This is a genomic window from Labrenzia sp. 5N (assembly GCF_012395805.1).
Lineage (GTDB): Bacteria > Pseudomonadota > Alphaproteobacteria > Rhizobiales > Stappiaceae > Roseibium > Roseibium algicola.
In genome coordinates, this window is sequence record NZ_JAAZTM010000020.1 from 716,253 (window position 1) to 739,307 (window position 23,055).

Annotated in this window: 25 protein-coding genes; 18 read left to right on the forward strand and 7 right to left on the reverse strand. The window is 57.9% G+C overall.

Annotated features, from left to right (window positions below):
- The first annotated feature begins 130 nt into the window (after positions 1–130).
- Positions 131–1,120, forward strand: coding sequence for a GTP 3',8-cyclase MoaA (gene moaA / locus HEP89_RS23770; RefSeq protein WP_031268810.1), 990 nt, complete (start codon positions 131–133; stop codon positions 1,118–1,120).
- 61 nt (positions 1,121–1,181) lie between these two features.
- On the opposite strand, the gene HEP89_RS23775 is transcribed toward moaA, so the two are convergent.
- Positions 1,182–2,420, reverse strand: coding sequence for a multidrug effflux MFS transporter (locus HEP89_RS23775; RefSeq protein WP_022999463.1), 1,239 nt, complete (start codon positions 2,418–2,420; stop codon positions 1,182–1,184).
- A gap of 356 nt (positions 2,421–2,776) precedes the next feature.
- On the reverse strand, positions 2,777–3,931 hold the full coding sequence (locus tag HEP89_RS23780) for an Mrp/NBP35 family ATP-binding protein (protein WP_077293038.1): 1,155 nt from the start codon (positions 3,929–3,931) through the stop codon (positions 2,777–2,779).
- 354 nt (positions 3,932–4,285) lie between these two features.
- Here HEP89_RS23780 and HEP89_RS23785 point away from each other — a divergent pair, with 354 nt between their 5' ends.
- From HEP89_RS23785 to glp, 8 genes are all read left to right on the forward strand, one after another.
- Positions 4,286–4,966: an SDR family oxidoreductase gene (locus HEP89_RS23785; RefSeq protein ID WP_168693204.1), complete on the forward strand. Its 681-nt coding sequence runs from the start codon at positions 4,286–4,288 to the stop codon at positions 4,964–4,966.
- A 26-nt stretch (positions 4,967–4,992) separates the two neighbouring features.
- Positions 4,993–5,583 (forward strand): GNAT family protein, encoded by a 591-nt coding sequence (locus HEP89_RS23790; protein WP_208997927.1) that lies wholly within the window; start codon positions 4,993–4,995, stop codon positions 5,581–5,583.
- Positions 5,584–5,787: 204 nt separating this feature from the next.
- Positions 5,788–6,246: a BLUF domain-containing protein gene (locus tag HEP89_RS23795; RefSeq protein ID WP_055653875.1), complete on the forward strand. Its 459-nt coding sequence runs from the start codon at positions 5,788–5,790 to the stop codon at positions 6,244–6,246.
- A gap of 137 nt (positions 6,247–6,383) precedes the next feature.
- The gene (locus tag HEP89_RS23800; protein WP_077293041.1) at positions 6,384–7,553 is read left to right on the forward strand and encodes a benzoate/H(+) symporter BenE family transporter; all 1,170 of its coding nucleotides are present in this window, start codon (positions 6,384–6,386) and stop codon (positions 7,551–7,553) included.
- Between the two features lie 67 nt (positions 7,554–7,620).
- Positions 7,621–8,499 (forward strand): formate dehydrogenase accessory sulfurtransferase FdhD, encoded by an 879-nt coding sequence (gene fdhD, locus HEP89_RS23805; RefSeq protein WP_077293042.1) that lies wholly within the window; start codon positions 7,621–7,623, stop codon positions 8,497–8,499.
- Positions 8,496–9,149 (forward strand): molybdenum cofactor guanylyltransferase MobA, encoded by a 654-nt coding sequence (gene mobA, locus HEP89_RS23810; RefSeq protein ID WP_077293043.1) that lies wholly within the window; start codon positions 8,496–8,498, stop codon positions 9,147–9,149. The genes fdhD and mobA overlap by 4 nt, the downstream gene beginning before the upstream one ends.
- Positions 9,146–9,667, forward strand: coding sequence for a molybdopterin-guanine dinucleotide biosynthesis protein B (mobB, locus tag HEP89_RS23815; RefSeq protein WP_077293044.1), 522 nt, complete (start codon positions 9,146–9,148; stop codon positions 9,665–9,667). Before mobA ends, mobB begins: the two co-directional genes overlap by 4 nt.
- Positions 9,664–10,941, forward strand: a complete 1,278-nt coding sequence (gene glp, locus HEP89_RS23820; protein ID WP_077293045.1) for a gephyrin-like molybdotransferase Glp — start codon at positions 9,664–9,666, stop codon at positions 10,939–10,941. Before mobB ends, glp begins: the two co-directional genes overlap by 4 nt.
- A gap of 36 nt (positions 10,942–10,977) precedes the next feature.
- On the opposite strand, the gene HEP89_RS23825 is transcribed toward glp, so the two are convergent.
- Positions 10,978–11,973: an MBL fold metallo-hydrolase gene (locus HEP89_RS23825; RefSeq protein ID WP_077293046.1), complete on the reverse strand. Its 996-nt coding sequence runs from the start codon at positions 11,971–11,973 to the stop codon at positions 10,978–10,980.
- Positions 11,974–12,150: 177 nt separating this feature from the next.
- On the opposite strand from HEP89_RS23825, the gene HEP89_RS23830 reads away from it, so the two are divergent.
- Entirely contained in the window at positions 12,151–13,062 is a 912-nt protein-coding gene (locus HEP89_RS23830; RefSeq protein ID WP_077293047.1) for a LysR family transcriptional regulator, read from the forward strand.
- A gap of 109 nt (positions 13,063–13,171) precedes the next feature.
- Here the strand turns inward: HEP89_RS23830 and HEP89_RS23835 are convergent, their stop codons facing one another.
- A complete protein-coding gene (locus HEP89_RS23835; RefSeq protein WP_077293764.1) occupies positions 13,172–13,813 on the reverse strand; it encodes a glutathione S-transferase family protein in 642 nt (213 codons plus the stop codon).
- Between the two features lie 186 nt (positions 13,814–13,999).
- On the opposite strand from HEP89_RS23835, the gene HEP89_RS23840 reads away from it, so the two are divergent.
- The 5 genes from HEP89_RS23840 (at position 14,000) to HEP89_RS23860 (ending at position 18,485) form a co-directional block, all read left to right on the forward strand.
- Positions 14,000–14,413, forward strand: a complete 414-nt coding sequence (locus HEP89_RS23840) for a hypothetical protein (RefSeq protein ID WP_055653860.1) — start codon at positions 14,000–14,002, stop codon at positions 14,411–14,413.
- 264 nt (positions 14,414–14,677) lie between these two features.
- Positions 14,678–15,454, forward strand: coding sequence for an ABC transporter substrate-binding protein (locus HEP89_RS23845; RefSeq protein WP_031268815.1), 777 nt, complete (start codon positions 14,678–14,680; stop codon positions 15,452–15,454).
- 129 nt (positions 15,455–15,583) lie between these two features.
- Positions 15,584–16,297 (forward strand): ABC transporter permease, encoded by a 714-nt coding sequence (locus HEP89_RS23850; protein WP_031268816.1) that lies wholly within the window; start codon positions 15,584–15,586, stop codon positions 16,295–16,297.
- Positions 16,294–17,121: an ABC transporter permease gene (locus tag HEP89_RS23855; protein ID WP_022999479.1), complete on the forward strand. Its 828-nt coding sequence runs from the start codon at positions 16,294–16,296 to the stop codon at positions 17,119–17,121. Before HEP89_RS23850 ends, HEP89_RS23855 begins: the two co-directional genes overlap by 4 nt.
- A 197-nt stretch (positions 17,122–17,318) precedes the next feature.
- Positions 17,319–18,485, forward strand: a complete 1,167-nt coding sequence (locus HEP89_RS23860) for a PLP-dependent aspartate aminotransferase family protein (protein WP_062488952.1) — start codon at positions 17,319–17,321, stop codon at positions 18,483–18,485.
- A gap of 12 nt (positions 18,486–18,497) precedes the next feature.
- Here HEP89_RS23860 and HEP89_RS23865 read toward each other — a convergent pair whose 3' ends face one another.
- The gene (locus HEP89_RS23865; protein ID WP_168693205.1) at positions 18,498–19,388 is read right to left on the reverse strand and encodes a LysR substrate-binding domain-containing protein; all 891 of its coding nucleotides are present in this window, start codon (positions 19,386–19,388) and stop codon (positions 18,498–18,500) included.
- 100 nt (positions 19,389–19,488) lie between these two features.
- Here HEP89_RS23865 and HEP89_RS23870 point away from each other — a divergent pair, with 100 nt between their 5' ends.
- The 3 genes from HEP89_RS23870 to HEP89_RS23880 all read left to right on the forward strand — a co-directional run bounded on the left by HEP89_RS23870 (position 19,489) and on the right by HEP89_RS23880 (position 21,343).
- On the forward strand, positions 19,489–19,641 hold the full coding sequence (locus tag HEP89_RS23870) for a hypothetical protein (protein WP_022999482.1): 153 nt from the start codon (positions 19,489–19,491) through the stop codon (positions 19,639–19,641).
- A 97-nt stretch (positions 19,642–19,738) separates the two neighbouring features.
- Positions 19,739–20,620 (forward strand): NAD(P)-dependent oxidoreductase, encoded by an 882-nt coding sequence (locus HEP89_RS23875; protein ID WP_022999483.1) that lies wholly within the window; start codon positions 19,739–19,741, stop codon positions 20,618–20,620.
- 12 nt (positions 20,621–20,632) lie between these two features.
- Positions 20,633–21,343, forward strand: coding sequence for a DNA alkylation repair protein (locus tag HEP89_RS23880; protein WP_168693206.1), 711 nt, complete (start codon positions 20,633–20,635; stop codon positions 21,341–21,343).
- Between the two features lie 35 nt (positions 21,344–21,378).
- Here the strand turns inward: HEP89_RS23880 and HEP89_RS23885 are convergent, their stop codons facing one another.
- Together HEP89_RS23885 and HEP89_RS23890 are read right to left on the reverse strand one after the other, a co-directional pair.
- Positions 21,379–21,879 carry a DUF302 domain-containing protein gene (locus HEP89_RS23885; RefSeq protein ID WP_168693207.1) on the reverse strand — a complete coding sequence of 167 codons (501 nt, stop codon included), beginning with the start codon at positions 21,877–21,879 and terminating at the stop codon, positions 21,379–21,381.
- 99 nt (positions 21,880–21,978) lie between these two features.
- A complete protein-coding gene (locus HEP89_RS23890) occupies positions 21,979–23,052 on the reverse strand; it encodes a hybrid-cluster NAD(P)-dependent oxidoreductase (RefSeq protein ID WP_022999486.1) in 1,074 nt (357 codons plus the stop codon).
- Between the last annotated feature and the right edge of the window lie 3 nt (positions 23,053–23,055).

Here is a 23,055-nt window from a genome sequence, read left to right on the forward strand (position 1 = left end):
ATTGATCTTGCCCGCATCGACGCCATATGATCTGGATAAGATAAAAATCGAGGGAGAGCGAAACGTGACAGACGGCAAGATTGTGGTCCCGGCACAAGCGGCAATCGGAACAGCGGAATCACATGGTCCGATGATTGACCCGTTCGGCCGCGCCGTCACCTACCTTCGCGTGTCCGTGACCGATCGTTGCGATTTCCGTTGCGTGTATTGCATGGCGGAAGACATGACCTTCCTGCCCAAACGCGAAGTGCTCAGCCTTGAAGAGCTCGACCGCCTGTGCACTGCCTTCATCGAAAAAGGCGTCCGTAAACTGCGCCTGACCGGCGGTGAGCCGCTGGTCCGCAAGAATATCATGAGCCTTATCCGCAGCCTTGGCCGGCATCTGGACAGTGGCGCTCTGGAAGAGTTGACCCTGACCACCAACGGCTCGCAGCTCGCCCGCTACGCGCAGGAACTCTACGATTGCGGCGTGCGCCGGATCAATGTGTCGATCGATACGCTCGATCCGCAGAAATTCAAGGCAGTCACCCGCTGGGGCGACCTTGGCAAGGTCATGGACGGGATCCGCGCAGCGACTGCCGCAGGCCTCCAGATCAAGATCAATATGGTTGCTCTCAAAGACGTCAACGAGCATGAGATCGTGACGATGCTTGAGTGGTGTCATGAGCATGGTCACGACCTGACCCTGATCGAGACCATGCCACTTGGCGAGATCGACGGCGACCGCACGGACCAGTATCTGCCACTTTCGACCGTGCGTGCGCGCCTGGGCGAGCAATTCACATTGACGGACATCCCCTACAAGACCGGCGGACCCGCCCGGTATGTGACTATCGAGGAAACCGGTGGTCGTCTCGGCTTCATCACGCCGATGACGCATAACTTCTGTGAAAGCTGCAACCGGGTGCGCGTCACCTGCACCGGCCAGCTATACATGTGCCTTGGTCAGGAAGACATGTCGGATCTTCGCGCGCCTCTGCGCGCTTCGGAAGGCAACGACCTTCTGAACGATGCGATTGACGAGGCCATCGGACGGAAGCCAAAAGGGCATGATTTCGTGATTGACCGGAACCGCAACCAGCCTGCAGTTTCCCGGCACATGAGCGTCACCGGCGGTTAAACAGCCAAAACTTCAGTTACCCAGGCAACAGCAAGTTCAGCGACCTTGAAAGCCGGCAAAACTATTCTGCCGGAACGAGGTCGGCGCGCGTGGTGTAGAACCTGATGCAGACGGTCGCGATCAGGCTGCACCCGATGCCCAGTCCCATCATCAGGATCATGCCCCAGGGCGAGGAGGCCAGCAGGCCATCGGCATACAGCGAGGCGACAATGGATCCGGCCAGCGCGCCCATGGCGACCTGAAGTGACGCCGTCAGGCCGGAAGCAGCTCCCGTCAACTCAGGCCGTACACTGACAGCACCGGACAATGCACTTGGCAGGCAAACCCCATTGCCGAGACCAAGAAGGAACATCGGCAGGAAGAGGCTGGGTGCGCTCAACGCTCCGAAATAGGCAAACCCGGAGATTATCGCCACGCAGACAACGCCGATGAGAGTGCCGGACAGTATCATCCGAAACAGGCCAACTCGTTCGGCAAACCGGCCGGAGATGAAGTTTCCAGCGATATAACCGAGCGCCACGAACATGAAGTAGAACCCCATTTCCTGCGCACTCAGGGACAGGAGATCGGCGGCGATAAACGGCGCTCCGCCCAGATATGCGAAGTAGGCAAGCGCGTTGGACGCCGCTGTCAGACTGTAGCTCCAGTAGAGCGGCTCACGGCAGAGGGTCGCGTAGGATTTCAGGATCTGCCGCCCACCGGCCGCTTTTCGGTTCAGGTGCGTTTCAGGCAGAAGCGCAATGCTTGCCCACAGAACCGCCACTCCGAACATGAGCAGCAGCACAAACCCGCCCTGCCATCCGTAATATTGATCCAGAATTCCGCCGATTGCTGGTGCCACTGTCGGCATCACCGCCATGCCCATGGTGACATAGCCGATCATGCTGGCCGCCTGCTTAGGGCTGTAGAGATCACGCAGGATCGCACGGCCAAGGACCATTCCCGTACAGCCACCGGCTGCCTGAAGAACCCGGGCGGCGATCAAGGCTTCGATTGTTTGTGCAAACAGACAGAACACGCTGCCGATTACGAACAAAGCCATGCCGAGAATGATTACCGGCCGGCGGCCGAACTGATCCGACAAGGGCCCCCAGAACAACTGGGAAACCGCAACCGCGATGAAATAAGCGGACATCGACAGCTGGATCTCGCCCGCAGTTGCGGAAAAGACCACCATCATTCCTGCCAGGGACGGCAGGTATATCTGCATGGCAAGCGGGCTGACCGATGAAATCGCTACAAGCACCGCCAGGGATGGTTTGGCATCGGTGCTGGAAGTCTGAGTTCGGCTAGTGAGCATGCCCGGGAAGGAACCTTTTGGTTTTCACCCTCGCGGGCGATATATTCATGTTCGAATATATATTGGCCGCGTGATCCGGACGTGAAAACCTGAATTGCTACAGGCCCAACATCGAAAGACGGCAGAAACCGCTAATGTTTCTCCTCATTGGCTTTGAAATTGTTTCAACTTTGCAAGCTTGACCCGAGCCTTCGCAACGGGTGGAAACTGCTGCATTTCACGGATAAATCTGCGATCAACACCGCCAGTCCTGCAGCCAGCTAAACCCGGATGAAAAAAGGCCACAGCTCTCGCCGTGGCCAAAACTTGTCTCGTCGCCTAATCAGGAATTACCCAGGGATCGACCCTGCCCTGTATCAATCGAAGACGATGTTGGGGGCCGCTCGTGTGGGTTCCGCGCTCTCCCGATCAATGCTGTCGAGTACCTTGGCGGCAATGTCCTTGTAGATGCCTGCGACCGAGCCTTCAGGATCGGACACCACCACCGGTGTTCCGGCATCGGAGGTTTCACGGATCTTCATCGTCAAGGGAACTTCGCCCAGGAACGGAACGTTCAGCCGGTCCGCTTCCGCACGCGCTCCGCCATGGCCGAAGATATCATGGCGACCACCGCAATCGGGGCACAGGAAGTAGCTCATGTTCTCGACAATCCCCAGCACGGGAACATCGACACGCTTGAACATGTTGAGGCCCTTGCGGGCATCGATCAGGGCAAGGTCCTGCGGTGTCGACACGATCACGGCTCCGGCCAGCGGCACTTGCTGGGCCATGGTGAGCTGGGCGTCGCCGGTTCCCGGAGGCATGTCGACCACAAGGACGTCAAGTTCGCCCCAGGCCACTTCGCGCAGCATCTGGGTAAGCGCGGAAATCACCATCGGCCCACGCCAGATCATTGGCGTTTCCTCTTCCACCATGAAGCCCATGGACATCACCTTGATGCCATAGCCTTCCATTGGCTTGAGCATTCTGCCCGACAAAGCTTCCGGCCTGCCGGAAACATTGAACAGCCGTGGCACCGAGGGCCCATAGATATCGGCATCCAGGACGCCGACCTTCTTGCCGAGAGAGGCCATCGCCAAGGCAAGGTTCGCCGTGGTGGTGGATTTGCCAACACCGCCCTTGCCGGACGCAACCGCAACAATGTGCTTGATGCCCGGCACGCCCGGTTTTGCAGGCGCCTGCTCTTCCGCAGGTCGCCGAGGCTGTTGAGGGGCTGGTTTGGGAGCTGATTGTGGTGCCGCATTGCGAGCGCCACCCGCCGCGCGTTCGGCAGTTAGCGCGACCATCACGGTTTCGACGCCATCCACTTCCTTGACCACCTTTTCAGCGGCCTGGCGCAGAGGCTCAAGCTCCTTTGCGCGTTCTGCGGGAACTGTGATGGAAAAAACAACACGGCCATCGGACACAAACACGTCCGAGACAAGGCCCAACGAGACGATATCGCCTTCAAGGTCTGGTCCCTTGATCTGCCTCAGTCGTTCCATGACTGCGCTTTTTATGGTGTCGGTCATCTTTCGGTCCTGTTTCGTACACCGGCCACTGTGTTCAACCGGCTATTTCCGGTGCGAACTCTAGTTCGCCGCTCCATTCAGGCAACCTGCCAAAATGAAGCACGGCGCGTTCCGGTTTCAGACCGCGAGTCATAGAAGGGGTGAAAATCCGACACAAGCCCTGCGCAGTTGAAAGCCGCAAGCTTCAGAAGCTTTCATAACCATGGCATTGGCCATGGTTGCTGCTGGATCTCGCAATTGTTACCTCTCCTAAAAGGGAGACAATGTTTTCGTTGAACAGCCAGACGGCTCGGTTAATTTGTTACGGCCCTACACAGCGTCCTTCCCAAAACATTCCAGCTTCAGGAATTTGACATGCCAACCTGCCTCATCACCGCAGCCAATCGCGGGATCGGTTATGAACTTGCCCGCGCCGCACTGGACAGTGGTTGGACCGTTTACGGCTCCGTCCGCACGCAGCAGTCGGCTGACGAGACAGCGGAACGGCTCGGCAAAGATTTTCATCCGCTGGTTTTCGATGTGAGAGACCATGCCGTCGTTCGCGCGGTCGCCGGCGACCTCGCTACCCCGCTGAACCTTTTGATCAACAACGCGGGCATCATCACTCCGGAACGTCAAAGCGCACTCGATATGGATTTCGAGGGTTTTGCCGAAACCCTGGCCGTCAACACCCTTGCACCTTTGGCGGTCTCACAAGCTTTCCTACCTCATTTGCGCCGGTCGGGATCCGGTCGAATCCTGACCATCTCCAGCCAGATGGCCTGGATGGGATACCGGAAGTCGGACACCCTCGCCTACCGAGCCTCCAAGGCGGCAGTGAACAAGGTCATGCAGGGGCTGGCGACCGATCTGGAATCCGAAGGCATTCCGGTCGCGCTGATAGATCCGGGCTGGGTGCGTACAGACATGGGCGGCCAGTTGGCAGACAATGACCCGGTGGATGTGGCGCGGGGCGTTCTGAAGATTGCCGGTTCCCTGTCTGTTACCGATACCGGAAAGTTCTTCAAATGGAGCGGTGAAGAGCGCCCGTTCTGACCTGCCAATTCGACTGGAGACACATGATGGCCTGGCCTCTCCCCGTAACCCTGAAGGGCAGTACCGGCACACTTGCGCCCTTGAGCCTATCCCACGCCGCCGATCTGTCTGAAGCTGCCGCCGACGGCGAACTGTGGAAGCTTTGGTATACCAGCGTCCCGAAGCCGGATGCCGTTCGGGCGGAAATTGAAAGACGGCTGTCGCTTCAGGAAGCCGGCTCGATGCTTCCGTTCGCCGTGTTGACGCCAACCGGCAAGGCCGTCGGCATGACCACCTATATGAACATCGATGCGGCCAACAAGCGCTTCGAAATCGGTTCGACCTGGTATCGCAAGGCCGTGCAGCGCACTCGCCTCAACACGGAATGCAAACGCATGCTGCTGGCACATGCGTTTGAGGAACTGGACTGCATCGCGGTCGAATTCCGAACGCACTTCATGAATCGCCAAAGTCGCGCCGCCATCGAAAGGTTAGGTGCCAAACTGGATGGTGTTCTGCGATCCCACCAGCGCTCGCCCAACGGAGCGCTCAGGGATACGGCAGTTTATTCGATTCTTCCTCACGAGTGGCCTGCCGTAAGAGCCGGTCTGGATTTCAAGCTCGAAGCTGGTGCCTGACCTCCTTATCCACACAAAGATGTGCGCACGTTGTTTTGCACAGTTTTCTTGTTCTGTTCACCGGACCGCAAAGCACACTTTTGCGGAGGACTTGGCAACGCTTCGGTAACACGAAAAGCTCTTCTTCGTATTTGATTCAAATTTTAAGCAAATGTGAGGAATTGAAGCGCAGGCTGGTTTCATCGGCAAAAGGATGGATACGCCATGGAACTTTACCGCGCCTGCTACCGAAGCAAGATCAACTGGGGCAACATGCGTCTGCCCCTGCCCGACGAAATCGACAAGACGTTGCTGCGTATTCGGCGGATCAACAGAAAGGCCGGCGTAACCGGTGCGCTTCTGCTGGTCGATCAGCACATCATCCAGGTTCTGGAAGGCCTGACCGGCCCGGTGCTTGATACCGTCTATTGCGTGATGAACGATCCGCGTCTTGAAGCCATCGAGGGCATCATTCACGAACCGGCGGATTTCCGGCTGTTCCCGAATTCACTGATGTTCTTTCGGGATCTGACCGATGGCCTGGCCGCTTCCAAGCACGACGTGCTGCGCCCTCTGCTTGACCACCCTGCCGACGTAACGCGGGAAGAAGCCTACCGGGCGTTCGGACATTTCGCGCAGGAACTTCAGGAAGGCCGCCTGACCAACGACATGTTGATGATCTGAGCCGCTCCGGGTTTTCTGCCGCGGAGCCCCAGCTCATCACATGTTTCGCAAAATTATCCGGTTCGTGGCCGTAGGGTCCTAGTCCGATTGCCAGGCATGCCGATATTGTGCGCCCTTGTTAACTGGGGGATTGCATCATGTCAGGCAGGTTCGCCGGCCTTCAGCCGGTATCAGCCGGCTTTCTTGCCGCCATTGTCGGCTTTGCAAGTTCATTCGCTATCGTCATTCAAGGACTGACAGCAGCCGGCGCTTCCCCAGCCGAAGCAACCAGCGGCCTGATGGCGCTATCCATTTCCATGGGCCTTTGCGCGATCGTTGCCTCCGTCGCCACGAAGATCCCCGTCAGCATCGCGTGGTCGACACCCGGTGCCGCGCTCCTTGCGACAGCCGGCCCGCTCGAAGGAGGCTTTTCGGCAGCCGTTGGTGCTTTTCTGGTTTGTGGCGCGCTTATCGTACTCGCGGGCCTGATCAAGCCTTTCGGGCGGGCGGTCGCAGCCATTCCGGCACCACTTGCCAACGCGATGCTGGCAGGGGTCCTGTTCGGACTTTGCCTTGCGCCGGTAAGAGCCGTCGCAGAACTGCCTTACAGCGCACTAGCCATCATTGCCGTCTGGGCGATTGCCCTGGGCTTTTTCAGGCTCTTCGCGGTTCCCCTTGCCATGGTCATGACATTCGCGATCGGCCTTTGGAGCAGCGGCCCGATCGACCTGAGCAACGTCCAGCCGATCACCGAACCAGTCTGGATCGCACCCTCGTTTTCTCTGGAAGCATTGATCAGTATCGCGCTGCCGCTCTTCATCGTAACGATGGCGTCCCAGAACATCCCGGGTGTCGCTGTGCTGTCCGCCTATGGCTACCACCCCAAAAGCGGTCCGCTTTTCACTCTCTCCGGCGTCTTCAGTGTGTTGTCCGCCCCATTCGGCGGACATGCGGTCAACCTTGCTGCCATCACGGCAGCAATGTGCGCGGGTGAAGATGCGCACAAGGATCCGGCAAAGCGTTACTGGGCAGCCGTGACCGCAGGTGCGGTCTACATCCTGTTCGGCCTATTCGCAGGGCTGGTGATGGCCTTTGTTGCGGCCACGCCGACTATCCTGATCGAAGCCGTTGCGGGATTGGCCCTGCTGGGTGCTTTTACCTTTTCCATCAGCGAAGCCACAAAGGCTCCCGCGGACAGGGACAGTGCCATCATTACCTTCATGGTGACGGCTTCCGGGGTTAGTTTCCTCGGTGTTTCGGGTGCATTCTGGGGACTGCTGGCCGGCGGTGCCTTCATGGCACTTTCGCGAACCAAAACGGCAAAGTAACACCTTGCCCCGCGGCAATCGCGTCCCATAGTGTTGAGACAATCGAAGCAAATGGAGTCGTTTGCCTGTGTCAGGCTCATATGTGCTGCAACCCGACCCGGAAGATTCGCGTCTTTCGACGTCCGTAACCGGTATCGATCAGAACGGACAGCCGGTCGAAACGCGTGTCGTGACGGAAAAACCCCTGACCCTCTACCTGAATTCTCAGGAAGTGGTCACCATGATGACCATTGGCGATCATCCGGACCTTCTCGCCGTCGGTTATCTGAAAAACCAGAACATGCTGGCCGAAGACGATGTCATCACCGGCATCGACCATGACGACGATCTGGATGTTGTGGTGGTTCGCACCGAGCGCGAAACCAATTTCGAGGAAAAGCTGAAGAAGAAGGTTCGCACCTCCGGCTGCGCCCAGGGCACGGTCTTCGGCGATGTCATGGACGGCTTCGATACCGTTCAACTCGACGAGGACGCCCGTCTAAACACTTCCTGGCTCTATGCGCTGACCAAAACCATCAACACAACACCTTCCCTCTATCTCGAGGCGGGGGCGATCCATGGCTGTGTTCTGTGCCAGGAAGACCGTGCGCTGGTCTACATGGAAGATGTCGGCCGCCACAATGCGGTCGACAAGATCGCAGGCTGGATGGTCCTGAACGACATCCCCGCGCACGACAAGATCTTCTATACCACTGGCAGACTGACCTCCGAAATGGTCATCAAGACCGTGATGATGGGCATTCCGATCCTCGTGTCACGCTCGGGGTTTACCGCCTGGGGCGTCGAACTCGCACGCAAGGCCGGCCTTACGCTGATCGGCCGCGCACGCGGCAAGCGGTTCGTTGCCTTGTCCGGTCACGACAGGATCGTGTTCGACATGTCCGCAAGCGACGTGGAAGACGAGCCGGATACGGCCCGCCGAAAAGGGAGCGTCCCGGCAGAATGACCAGACACAAGAAGACCCTTGAGAGCAGCAAGGTGCTTGGTTGCGTACTTGCCGGCGGCCAATCCCGCAGAATGGGCGGCGGCGACAAGAGCCTGATGGATCTTGGCGGCAAGACGATGCTTGATATGATCCTCGCCCGTCTGAAACCGCAGCTGCACGATATAATCCTGAACGCCAATGGTGACCCTGACCGGTTTGCGCGCTTTCAGCTGCCTGTTGCCGCTGATCCGGTAGGCGATTTCGCAGGACCGCTGGCAGGTGTCCTGGCCGGCATGACTTATGCTCACAACGAACGACCGGATATCACCCATGTGATTTCGGTAGCCGGTGACACGCCGTTTTTCCCTACCAGCCTTGTCAGCCGGTTCTGTGCTGCAGTCCCCGGTGACAGACCGGTCATTGCCCTCGCCTCCTCTGCGGACAAGCTCCACCCTGTCTTCGGCCTCTGGCCTGTCAGCCTGAAAGCGGATCTCGAGGATTGGCTGCAATCCGGCAAGACAGGCAAGGTGCTTGCCTTTGTCGACTGTTACGACAGTGTCGAAGTCGCCTTCGATGCGGATCCCGACAGCGGGTTGGACCCCTTCTTCAATGCCAACAAACCTGATGACCTTTCGACTGTCAGAGACGCGCTGAGCTTACATTCCAGATGACCACCACCCCTGTATTCGGCATCACCGGCTGGAAGAATTCCGGCAAGACACAACTCGTGGCGAGCCTCGTGGCCGAGTTCTCCGCGCGGGGCCTGAAGGTTTCGACCGTAAAGCATGCTCATCACGGCTTCGATATCGACAAGCCGGGCACGGACAGTTTCCGACACCGCGAAGCAGGTGCAGTGGAAGTTGCACTGGTGTCCGGACGCCGCTGGGCCCTGATGCATGAACTGAAAGAGGAAGACGAGCCGCCGTTGGAAGACGTCCTTGAGCGGCTTGCTCCCTGCGACCTGATCCTGATCGAAGGCTACAAGAGCGAACCCCATCCGAAGATCGAGGCACGCAGAACCGAGGCAAGCGAACGCGGCCCTCTTGCCGTTTCCGATCCGAATATTCTGGCCATCGCAACCGATCACGATTTACCGGACGAGGTGTTGCCGGTGTTTCATCTGGACGACATTGCCGCCATGGCGAATTTCATCGAGACCCATCTCGGGCTGAAAAGGTCGACAACATGACCGGCAAACAGCTTCTGGATGACTGCTTCCTGCACGACAAGGACCGCCTGCGCCACCACGAGGCGCTGGAGATCCTGAAACAGCGGCTGCATTGCATTGCCGAGACCGAAACCGTGCCCCTGCAGGATGCCGCCGAACGCATCCTTGCAAGTATGGTAACCGCTCCCCGCAACGTGCCACTGGCCGACAATTCGGCCGTTGACGGTTACGCCTTCCGCATCGCCGATTTCGAGGAAGCCGGAGGTTTCTTCCGTCTGGAACAGAGGATAGCTGCAGGGCACGCGAGCAACGCCGACCTTGGCCCATGGGCTGCAGCCCGGATCTTTACTGGAGCGGTGATGCCACCCGGTGCGGATACGGTCGCCATGCAGGAAGATTGTGAAACGCACCAGCAGGATGGGCAGGACTTCGTGATCGTGCCGCAAGGCCTGAAAACGGGTGCCAACCGCCGCAAGGCGGGAGAAGACGTGGCGGAGGGAACGACGCTGCTGAGCCCCGGTCAGCGCTTGCGCCCGCAAGATATCGCGGCAATCGCGTCCACCGGACAGGCAGACGTTTCCGTTTACCGGAAACTGAAGGTGGCCCTTGTGTCGACAGGCGACGAGCTACGCCGGCCCGGCGACCTTATCACGCTCGGAGACGTTTACGATTCCAACCACTTTCTGCTGCGCAGCCTGTGCGCAACGCTTCCTGTCGAGATCGACGATCTGGGCATTCTGAAAGATGACGCCGACGCCCTTGAAGAGGTGCTTTCGACGGCAGCAGCCAGCCATGACGTGATCCTGACCACCGGCGGAGCAAGCCGCGGCGAGGAAGATCACATGCTCAAGGTTCTGGACAAGATCGGAAAACGCCACATGTGGCAGCTTGCTATCAAGCCTGGCCGCCCGATGATGTTCGGAAATATCGGATCCTGCGTTGTCCTCGGACTGCCGGGAAACCCGGTTGCCGCGATGGTCTGTTTTCTGCTCTATGCACGGCCGGTCTTCAGCGTTCTTGGCGGAGGTGCCTTTCTGGAGCCGCAGGCCTTTCAGGTTCCGGCAGCCTTCGAAGTTCCCAAGAAAAAGCCGGACCGCCGAGAGTTCTACCGTGCCTATCTGAAGCCTCGTCCAGACGGATCACTTGCAGCGCATAAATTCCAGCGCGACGGCTCCGGCCTGATCACTGGCCTGCGCGAGGCCGACGGTCTTATCGAAATACCTGAAGACGTGACCTCGATCCGCAAGGGTGAGCTGGTGTCCTTCCTGCCCTTCTCCGGGTTCGGACTGCGCTGACCCGGCAGCGTTGCCGGGCCAGCGAGAGGTTCTTCGTTAGTAGGCGTAGGGCCAGTTGGCCGGGACGAAGCGATAACCCTCGCCGTCCTTTGCAACGCGGCCCATACCGGGGAACGGAATATGCGCGCCTGCAAAGAACAACTTGTCGGCGGCGGCCTGGTCCAGGAATGTCTTGCGTGTCGACACTGCCTGCCCTGGATCAATGTCGAACCCGATACCCCAGTCCGGCCGGTTGAACTGATAGACGGCCATATGAACGATATCGCCCGCAATCACGAGGGTTTCGCCGTTGCTGTCGAACAGATAGCCGGTATGCCCCGGCGTGTGCCCCGGGAGAGCCATCGGCCGGATGCCGGACAGGATTTCCTTGTCGCCGGAAATCAGGGTCTGGCTGTCCTTGTAGGCATCGGCAGCCTTGCGAGCACCGAGGAAGAACGGTTTGAACTGCTCGGGAGCGCCGTTCATTGCCGCATCATCGTACCAGAAGGCCTTGTCCACCTCCGGGAGGATCAGTTCCGCATTCTTGAACACCTTGTTGCCGTCACCATCGATCACGCCGAAGAGGTGGTCCGGATGCATGTGGGTGATCAACAGCGCGTCCACCTGATCGGGTGATACACCTGCGGCTGCCAAGGCATCCGGCAGACGCCCCATGGTCGGGCCCAGAGCATCCGAAGTGCCGGCATCGACAAGGATCAGCCGATCACCGGTGTTGACGAGGTAGGCATTGACGGGAATACGCAATGCCTCACCTTCAACCATGGCTGCATCTCTCAGGCGCTGCCCTTCTGATGCGTCGTAGCCGATCACCAGTTCCGGCGTGACATCGAGATAGCCGTCGAGCAAGGCGGTGATTTCAAGATCGCCGACCTTGTAGCGGAGTGCACCTGCCATCGGCTTTCCGACCTGATCGACAGCGGCCTCTGCGGGTGCGGAAAGAAAAGTGACACCACCGGCAGCGGCGAGCGCCCCTGCCCCGGCAGCCGCACCAAGCAGCGAACGTCTGGAAACGGAAATCTGTGAAGTGGTCATAATTGGCCTCCCGGCTCGACCTGATGGAAAACTTTGACGCTCGAACCGTTGGATCGGTCCGGCAGTCCTAAAAGTGTTTCATTGGCTTTGTTTTTAAAGCAGCCAATATCTTATATTACTCATAACCCGTGCTTATGTATGAGGTCGCTCTTCACTCGCTCTCCAACTGGGGCCGCCATGGACAAGCTTTCCTCCCTTTCCGGCTTTGTGCAGGCTGTCAATCTCGGCAGCTTCTCGGCAGCTGCAAAGCTTCTCGGCATCTCGCAACCTGCCGTCAGCCAGCAGGTTCGGGCGCTTGAAGACGATCTGGGCATCAGACTGCTGAACCGGACCACACGTCAACTCAGCCTGACGGAAGCCGGGGAACGCTATTATGCCTATGCAAGGGATATTCTGGAGCGCCTCGATGAGGCCGACCGCTCGGTTCAGAGCGAGGAGGCCCAGATGTCCGGCCCGCTATCGGTGGGGCTGCCTCTTGGCTTTGCGGAAACAATCCTTTCGGACTTCCTGATCCGCTTCAAGAAGGATCATCCCGGCATCCTGCTGGATGTGTCGTTGTCCGACCAGTTTGTCGATGTCATCCAGCAACGGCTCGATGTGGCAATCCGCATGGGTGAGATCGAGGATGACCGGCTGATTGTTCGAAGGCTCGGGCTTGCTCAGCGCTGCCTGGTGGCATCACCAGACTATCTGGATAAACGTGGACGCCCTGTCCATCCCGACGAGCTGCCCGATCACGATTACTTGCTTTACAAGAACATTGCGACCGGGAACCGGGTTCCGTTCATCAGTCCGATCGGTGAAAAGTTGTCTATCAAGATCACGCCGACAATGCTGGTCAACAACTCTTCGACCCTGCGCCGTGCGGCACTCGCCGGTCTCGGAATTGCGCTCTCCAATCGCTGGCTTATCGAGCCGTACCTGCGAACGGGAGACCTGGAAGTGGTGCTGCCACAATGGCAATACCCGCCGCATCCGGTCCATGCGGTCTATCCGTCCAATCGGTTCATTCCGCTGAAAGTGCGCCGGTTTGTCGACAGCCTTTATAGCTTTTTCGAAGACGAAGGCGCATTCCAGTACGCCGGCTAGCCTGCTTCAGGCACTAGTGATTTTCAGCAACATGAGGATACTGCCTTGGCCAGCGACGCGGTTACGGCCTGATGGCCGCCCGGCGGCTGGCGCCGGGCTGGCAGGAATCTCACTCGGTATCGACGACCCAGGTTTCCTTGAGTGCAGCCACTTCCCAGACTTTCCAGGCCTCGGTTGCCTTCATGGCTTCGCTGTATTTGCTCACCACAGGGTCGTTGGATAGCTGGTAGGTCTCGAAACGGCTGACGACGGGTGCATACATGGCGTCGGCAATCGTGAAATCGCCAAACAGAAAAGGACCTCCTGACGCTTCCAGGCATTCTTTCCAGACGGTCACGATGCGGTTGACCTCACCCTTAACCGCGTCGCTGACGGCTTTTGCCGCTACGGGGCGCTGCATGTTCATGGAACATTCGCTGCGAAGAGCGGTAAAACCGGAATGCATCTCCGCCGAGATGGACCGTGCCCAGGCGCGTTTGGCCTTGTCCGTTGGCCACAGGCCTTTGTCCGGAAAGCAGTCGGCGACATATTCCAGGATCGCCAGGCTGTCCCACACCGTCAGGGTGCCATCCTTGAGCACCGGTACTTTTCTGCTTGGTGAAAATGCCGCGAATTCCGGATTTCCATTCTCGAAATCGAAAGGAACCAGGGTCTCCCGGAAGGGAATATCCTTGTGCCTGAGAGCGATCCACGGCCTGAAAGACCAGGAGGAGTAGTTCTTGTTTCCGATGAAAAGTTCGTAGTCCGACATTGCTGGGCCCTTTTCCGAAACCCGGCAGAAATAACCATGTGTCACCGGGTAGTCTTTTCCTAGGAAGTTCGGCTTCCAGCTTCAAATTCAATAAGTTCATGAGATTCATCAGGGTTTTTAATATCCCCTCTCGGCACAATTTTTGCTTGCATATTTGACAATGCTTGCAGCCAGAAAGAGGATCCGATGACATCTGCTCTGCCGCCCACGCCTTCCGTGTCGCCGCAATCCGCCAAGGCGCCCCAAAAGCAGCCAAGCGAAACCGAAAGCCGGTTTCTGCAATTCCGCAGCATTCTTGCGGAACAATATGCAGAGTGGCGTGAACTGCCTGAAGAAGAGCGAATTCGGCACAAATATCTTGAAGATCACGGGCTGACCGAACTCGGTCTGGACAACCTTTCCCCCAGAAACAGGGCTGTTCACGAAGAAAAGATCGCCGAATTGACCAAGCAGCCGGTTGTCTCGCCGACACCCTATCGTGGGGCAGATGCAGGGGATGCGCTTTCCCGCCCGGTGATTACCCTGCAATCCGTTCTCGACGTTCACGACGCTTCCCGGGAAGCTGAAGCAGCAGAGGCAACAGCCGACTCAAAGGCCTGATTTCTGCCCTTCGGCCGACATTTGGTTCAGGGTGGCATGTTTCTACAGCACGAAGAAAAGGCCTCAGGGAACAGTCAGGTTTCCACAATGACTTGACGCTTCCCCAACGACATGCCGGAAAAATTGAAAATTCGGCGAAATCACGCTGTGTTTTTTTCGTAGGCATGCTTGAAATTTGAACCGAAGTGTATGGAATAGAGCGCTCGGGCAAGAAGGCGGGACGAACCCGCTTGCGCCGCGAAGAAGATATTAGGGGAACAAAATATGCGTGTATTGCGTATGGCTGCGGCCGCAGTAGCAGTACTGGCTGCCGTGAGTGGCGCTGAGGCGAAAGACTGGTCAAAGGTGCGTATCGGCACCGAAGGCGCTTATCCTCCGTTCAACTCCCTGACCGCAGACGGCCAGCTGATAGGTTTCGACATCGATATTGCCAAGGCACTCTGCGAAGAAATGAAAGTCGAGTGCGAATTCGTTACCCAGGACTGGGACGGCATGATCCCCGCCCTGCAGGCCGGCAAGTTCGACGCCGTGATCGCTTCCATGTCGATCACCGAAGAGCGCAAGGAAAAGGTCGACTTCACCAACAAGTACTACAACACCCCGCCGGCCATTGCCGTGCCGAAGGATTCCGCTCTGACCGGTACGTCGGATGAAGACCTCAAGGGTGTCGCACTTGGTGCACAGTCCTCCACCACCCACTCCAACTATGCTGAAGAAAAGCTGCCGTCCGCAGACCTGAAGCTTTATCCGACGCCGGATGAATACAAGCTCGACGTTGCCAGCGGCCGTGTCGATGCCGTCATTGACGACGTTGTGGTTCTGTCCGATTGGCTGGCGACCGATGACGGTGCCTGCTGCAAGCTGCTGGGCACCCTGACGCCGGACCCGGTGATCAACGGTGAAGGCGCCGGCATTGCCATCCGCAAGGACGACGGCGAGTTGAAGGAAATGTTCAACAAGGCCATCGAAGGCATCCTGGCGAACGGCAAGTACAAGGAAATCAACGACAAGTACTTCACGTTCGACGTTTACGGCGGCTGATTAGCCTCCAGTTGATCGCATTCCGGTGCAGCGCGCCCTGTGCGCTGCACCACCTGCAGGGAAAAATCCCGCAGTACGGCCGGAGGGGCGGCCGGAATAACAACGACAAACAGAAAGAAGCGCCGGCTTATGAATGAAGCTTTGACGCTACTCTCCTTCGGACCAGAGGGTTGGGGAGACGAAATTGCCTGGGGCGTGGTTGTAACCGTCTGCCTGGCAATAGTGACTTTGCCGTTCGGATTGTTTCTGGGATTTCTGATTGCGCTTGCGAAAAAGTCATCGGAACCCAGCTTGCGCCTGGCGGCCAATATCTACACCACTCTTTTCCGGGGCCTGCCGGAACTGCTGACCTTGTTCCTGGTCTACTTCGGCCTACAGATCGCGATACAGGTCTTGCTGAAGATGGCCGGCTTCGACTTCTATTTTGAAGTCAATTCGTTTGTCGCCGGTGTCATCGCACTGTCCTTCGTCTTTTCTTCCTATGCTTCCGAAGCGTTTCTTTCCGCCTTTCGCGGGATCCCGCAGGGACAATACGAAGGCGGATATGCGCTTGGACTGTCGAAAGGCAAAACCCTTCGACTGGTTGTACTGCCGCAATTGATCCGGCTCGCACTGCCCGCACTTGGAAACAGCTGGCTCGTCCTTCTCAAGGACACTTCGCTCGTTTCGGTGGTCGGCTTGTCTGACGTCATGCGCCAGTCCGGGATCGCCGCAAGGGTGACCAAGGAACCCTTCATGTTCTTTGGCATTGCCTGCCTGATCTACCTTGTCCTGGCAATGATATCGTCCACCGGTCTCGTGCGTATTGAGCGCTGGAGCAAACGCGGAGATACGGCACGATGATCTCCGCTAACCCCGCCACAGGCCTGAAACGGCCGCCCGCACCGCCCCGGGGCTGGACCAAGACGCGAATTCTCGGCCATGTCCTCATGGCGCTCTGGATCGTCTCCGGTGCCTGGCTGCTCTACTATCTGGCGATAAACGTCGCCAGTCCGTTCGTGCTGAAGTATTGGCCCGAGTACCTCAGTGGTTTTCTGGTCACCCTTCAGATCGTCGGCCTGTCGTTGCTGATAGGTGCGGTGCTGAGCGTGCCCATCGCAGCTGCACGAGCGTCGAAATGGTGGCTTTTATCGAAGCCTGCCTATTGCTTCGTCTATTTCTTCCGCGGCACACCGCTGCTGGCACAGACCTTCCTCGTCTACTATGGCGCAGGCACCTTCCAGGCACAGCTGGAGGCAGTTGGCCTGTGGGGTCTTTTTCGGGAAGCCTGGTTCTGCGTGATCTTCGCGTTTTCACTGAACACCTCCGCGTATCAGGCCGAGATCCTGCGCGGTGCCATTCAAAACGTGCCCAGAGGTCAGTGGGAAGGGGCTGCTGCTCTCGGCCTCAACAAGCAGATTACCTTCTTCAAGATCATCCTGCCGCAGGCACTGATCGTTGCCCTGCGGCCCTATGGCAACGAGATCATTCTCATGCTCAAGGGTTCCGCTATTGCGGCAATCGTGACGGTGTTCGATCTGTTTGGAGAAACCAGACGGGCCTACTCGAGATCGTATGATTTCCAGGCCTACATCTGGGCAGCGGTGATCTATCTGTTCCTGGTAGAGATGCTGCGCCGCCTGTGGGACAAAATCGAGGCACGCCTGACGCGGCACCTGATACGCTGAGCAGACTTTCAGCGTTCGAAATAATTGGGCCGGGCTTTTCAAGTTCCGGCCCGTTTTTCTGTTACCTGTCCCGCGTTCGTCTTCTCGATATTCCTTTGGAGGCAAGTCGGCGCCGCTCTCCCAAATGGATTGTTTTCATTTGATTATCGAAGCGGACGGCGATAACCCGAAGGGACACCCATTCACGGAGCTCTCCCATGCCGAAAACGCCCTCCATTGCCCATGGCCTTCACCTCGACAGCCTGCTGGCCCATGGCGGCGGCGGTTTTGATGCAGCAACAGGCGCTGTCGTGCCGCCGATACAGACTGCTACCACATTCGTGCGTGACGAAACCTATGAGCTGGTCAACCCGGGTCATATCTACAGCCGTGACGACAATGCGCTTTTCAAGAAGACCGAAAAACTGATCGCCGCTCTTGAAGGGGGAGAAGACAGCCGGCTGTTTGCATCCGGCATGGCTGCAGTCGCGGCCGTCGCCCGCATCGTCAAGCCAGGCGGCACATTGCTTGCCCAGTCCGGCATTTACTGGGGGACCACGTTGTTCCTGCGCAAGATGTGTGCACGCAACAACATTGCCCTCGTAGAAGCTGATGCAAGCGACCTTCAGTCCTTCCAGGACGAGATAGCCGTCACCCGCCCGGATCTTGTCTGGCTCGAAGTGCCCAGCAACCCGTTCTTGAAGGTCGCCGACATCAAGAACATCGCCAACCAGTGCAAACAGGCGGACGCCCTGCTTGCCGTCGATGCGACCGCCGCAACACCGCTGATCCTCAAGCCTTTGTCGCTTGGAGCGGACCTGGTGATGCATTCGGCGACCAAGGCCCTCAACGGTCATTCAGACCTTCTGGGTGGCGTCGTCACGACCGACAATGCCGGCAGCGAAGCCTGGGCGTTTCTGACCGAGGAACGCAAGTTGGCCGGCGCCGTGCTCGGCTCATTCGAAACCTGGCTTTTGCTCCGGGGCCTCAGGACACTTGCCTTGCGTGTGGAGCGCATGAATAGATCGGCACAGGTATTCGCGGAACACTTCGAAAAACATCCGAAAGTGGAAGCCGTGCTTTATCCCGGCGTCAAGAGCCACCCTCATCACGAACTTGCAAAAAGCCAGATGACCGGCGGTTTTGGCTCGCTCATGTCCATTCAGGTCAAGGGCGACAAAACGGCCGCCTTGAATGTCACCGGTGCGCTTGACCTGTTCCAGCGAGCAACCTCCCTCGGCGGCACCGAGAGTCTTGTCGAGCATCGTTTCACCATCGAGGGCGAAGGCTCCGGCATTCCGGAGAACCTGTTGCGGCTGTCCATCGGCATCGAGCATTGCGACGACCTGATTGCGGACATGGAGCAGGCCCTCACTGCAATCTGACGTCTGCCCAGGCTAATCGGCGAGCTGTTCGGCGCGCATGGCCCTGAGCCAGCTCATGAAGGCCTTGAGCGGTGGACGGTTGACACCGGGGCGGGTCACCAGATGGTACCCCGTCCCCGGATAAACGCCGTCTTCAAATAGGACCCTGAGGTTACCCGCCTCGATTTCAGGTTCGACAAAGGTCTTGGCGGTGGCTGAAATACCATCGCCCCGTCGCAACCCTTCCAGCACCATATAGCCTGGCAAATGGGTGATGTTGAGCTTGCCCTTTGGCACGACGCCCTGGCGCTCCAGCCAGATGGTCAATTCGTTGGTGCCGTATTCCTGCAACCAGGGAAACTCAAGAAGATCTTCAGGGCTTTCGATCTTCTTGTCTCCGATCAGGCAATTGGCACCGATCACCGCAAAATTCGTCGGGATGAACAGTTCCGATTCAAGCCCTGTCCAATTGCCCTTGCCGAAACGGATCGCCAGGTCGACGCCGCCAGGTTTGAGCTCAACCACTTCGGCCGTCGGATTGAGCATCAGTTCGATGTCGGGATGCTTGTGCCGGAAATCGCTGATCCGCGGCATCAGCCAACTTATGGCAAAGGACGGCGTCATGGTGATGTTGAGCGGACGGACCAGATCTTCCCGCGTCAATTCATCGACTGTCTCCCTGATGATTTCAAAGCCTTCGCTCAGACCTTCAAAGAGCTGCTTGCCTTCAGGGGTCAATGCAATGCCCCTGCCCTCACGGACAATCAGTTTCAACCCCAGAAACTGCTCCAGTGCCTTGACCTGTTGACTGACAGCCGCGTGTGTGACGTTCAATTCTCTTCCCGCGGCCGAGAGACTGCAGGTCTCGGCAACGGCAGTAAAGGTTCTCAGACTGTTCAGGGATGGGAGAGATCGCCAATCCATATGTAATTTCACCTTACATTTTGAAAATCTTCCTGACTGGCATTAGCAGCCGTAAACAGCCACATTACTCTCACACAACGCAGCGAGAGGATGTAAGCATATGTTTGATATTTACGCACGTAGCTTCCTGGAAGCAACCCGGTTCTCCAGCAACACTCGTCCGGATCCGCGCACCCAGCGGCACCTGGACGCACAGTCGGCGAAGCGGGAACGTCATTTGCGGCTCTGGCAGCGCGGGCCCTATTGGATCTAAGCTGACAGCACGAGGCAAATGGCCTAAAACCATGATGAACCAGTTCAATTAAAGGCCCGGCTCGTACCGGGCCTTCGCATGCGAAGGGAGCGTCGTCATGGCAAAGGTTGCATTTATCGGTCTGGGCGTCATGGGATATCCGATGGCCGGATACCTGAAAACCAAGGGTGGGCACGACGTCACGGTCTATAACCGCACGACTGCGAAGGCCGAGAAATGGGCTGCCGAATATGGCGGCAACTTCGCCAAGACCCCGAAGGAAGCAGCTGAAGGTTGCGACTTCGTCTTTTCCTGCGTCGGAAACGACGACGATCTGCGCTCCGTCACGACCGGCGAAGATGGTGCCTTTCATGGATTGAAGGAAGGCGCGATTTTTGTCGACAACACCACCGCATCTGCCGAAGTTGCCCGTGAACTTTATGCGGCGGCCAAGGACAAGGGCTGCGGCTTCATCGATGCTCCGGTTTCCGGTGGCCAGGCAGGTGCCGAAAACGGTGTCCTGACAGTGATGTGCGGCGGAGATCAGGATGCTTTCGACAAGGCCAAGCCGGTCATCGAATGCTTCGCAAAATTCGTCGGCCTGATGGGAGAAAGCGGCGCAGGGCAATTGACCAAGATGGTCAACCAGATCTGCATTGCCGGCCTGGTGCAGGGTCTCTCCGAAGCCATCCACTTTGCCAAGAAAGCGGATCTCGACGTCGCCAAGGTCATCTCCGCAATTAAAGGCGGGGCTGCCCAATCCTGGCAGATGGAAAACCGGTGGGAGACCATGAATGCCGGCAAGTTCGACTATGGCTTTGCGGTCGACTGGATGCGCAAGGATCTCGGCATCTGCCTGAAGACCGCAAATGATACCGGTGCCCGCCTGCCTGTTACGGCGCTGGTCGATCAGTTCTATGCCGAAGTTCAGGCCATGGGCGGCAAACGTTGGGATACGTCCAGCCTGATTGCCCGCCTGGAAAATGCCGACAAGTCATAAACGGGCACCCATATGCCCCAAGTCCCGGACACGACCTTCACGCTTGAAAACGTATTGAACGATCTGCGTGAAGCGGGAACGGAGCCGAACCGTGCTGGAATGGCGCGGTTCGGCATCGAAACAGATCGGGCCTTCGGCGTTCCGCTCTCTGTACTGCGTCCGTTGGCCAGATCCATAGGCCCGTCCCCGGACCTTGCACGGGAACTCTGGGCCAGCGGCTTTCACGAAGCGCGGCTCTTGGCAATCCTTCTGACCCCACCCAGGCACCTGGCACCCGAGCTTGCCCTTCAATGGCTGAACGACATCAATTCCTGGGATCTGTGCGATCAGCTCATGAATGTTCTGGCCCGTCGTGCCGGTTCAAATGAACTGGTTCCGGCACTTGCCGCAGACGAACGCGAATTCGTCCGGCGGGCCGCCTTTGCACTGATCGCCTGGCGCGCCGTCCACGCCAAGACAGCGCCCGAATCCGAGTTTCTGGACGACTTTCCCTTGATCCGCGCAGCTGCCACGGACGAGCGAAACTTTGTCTGGAAAGCGGTGCACTGGGCCCTCCGCCAGATCGGCAAACGCTCCTTGCCTCTGCATGGCGCCGCTCTCGCGATTGCCGAAGACCTGGCAACATCCGAAAACCGGACAGCCCGCAAGGTCGGCAATGCGGCTGCCCGGGAGCTTTCGTCCGAGAAGGTTCTGGACCGCCTCAACAAGGCTGCAGACATCTAGTCAAATGTTGCTGTCGATCAGTTGCGGACGACCGCTTACTGACCTGCCGCTTCCTTGGCAATAGCATCCAGCAAGGCATTCACTTCGCCGATAGCCGCCTTGGATTCCTCAGAGCCTGTTTCGCCGAGGTGACGATATCCGACTGTTACGGTGCCAGGCTGGTCCGGCGTTTCGTAGACGAATACCGAATAGGGGCAATAGGCGATGTTCGCAGCGTCAGCCTCCATCACCTTGCGCGAGAGATTGGCCGAGCAGAACAACATGGCCTGCGCCTTGACGAAGATCTGCTTCTGACCACCGACATCTTGTGATGTGCGATCCAGCATGTCGCCTATGTGTGAGACGTAATCGATGACCAGGCCACGATTGACGATGGCATTTTCAAGATCGAAACGCACATCATCAAAGGCCGCTGAAACCTGGTAGACGGTAACGCCTTCCGGAATTGACTGGGCGCTGGCGGCTCCGGTGCCGCAAACTGCGAGGCCCACAAAAGCAATTGCGATCCGAAACGGCTTCCTGAAACTTTCAAACATGCGACGTCCTCCCGAGCATGAAGACCAGAATACTCCGCTCTTCATGCCCACGCCATTGATACATCGCAAATTTTGAATATTTCCTCGACTATCTCTGGCTCAGATATCGACCTCGACTGTACCGATCGGATTCGAGCAACAGGCCAGAATGAAACCGGCCTCGATATCTTCATCGCTGATGCCGCCAGAGTGGACCATGTGAACTTCACCGGAAAGTTTCTTCACCTTGCAGGTGCCACACACACCGAACGTACAGCCCGACGGGATATTGAGCCCTGCATCCTTTGCAACTGCCAGAACCGTGTCGGTTTCCGAACACCAGGAAGACACCTTGGAGTTGGCAAAGACGATCTGGGCCTGCACGTCGTCCTGAGGTACGACGTCATCGAACTCTGTCAGTTCAGCCTTGGTTTCAGCCGGCGCCTGGAAGCTTTCCTGGAAATAGTTTTCCATGTTGAAACCGAGCGAGTTCAGAATCTCGCGCACGGATTCCATGAAGCCTTCGGGGCCGCAGCAATAGACTTCGCGCTCCAGATAGTCGTTGCACATCAGGCCCAGCATGAGCTGGTTGAAGTGCCCGCGATAACCGGTCCAGACCTCGTAAGGATCGCTCTTAGTGACGACGAAGTGCAGTTGCAAACCGTTGACGCGGCTCGCCATGTACTCAAGCCGCTTGCGGAAGATCAGATCAACAGGCCGCGTTGCGCACTGGATGAAACAAATGTCCGGATCCTCACCGCGCTCGAAGAGCGTCGTCGCCATCGACATCATGGGCGTAACGCCGGAACCGGCTGAAATGAACAGGTACTTGTTGTCCGGATTGCGCGGCAGATGGAACAGCCCAGCCGGTCCATAAGCCTTGATCTGCATGCCGGGAACAAGGTTCTCCAGCATCCATTTCGTACCGACGCTGTCCTGCTGGACCTTTACCGTTACGGAGATATAGGCATTGGTCACCGGCGAAGAGGAAATCGTATAGGTGCGTTGAACGTTTCCGCCAGGCACCGGGAGATCGAGCGTGATGAACTGGCCGGCCCGATAGACGAAAGTCGCGCCTGATGGCGGACGGAAGGTGAAGGTTTTCACCCCCGGCGCCTCGGGCAGAACACTCACGCATTCCAGAACTTCACTGTCGGACCAGACCGGCGTATCGCGTCCGGGCATCGGGATCATCGT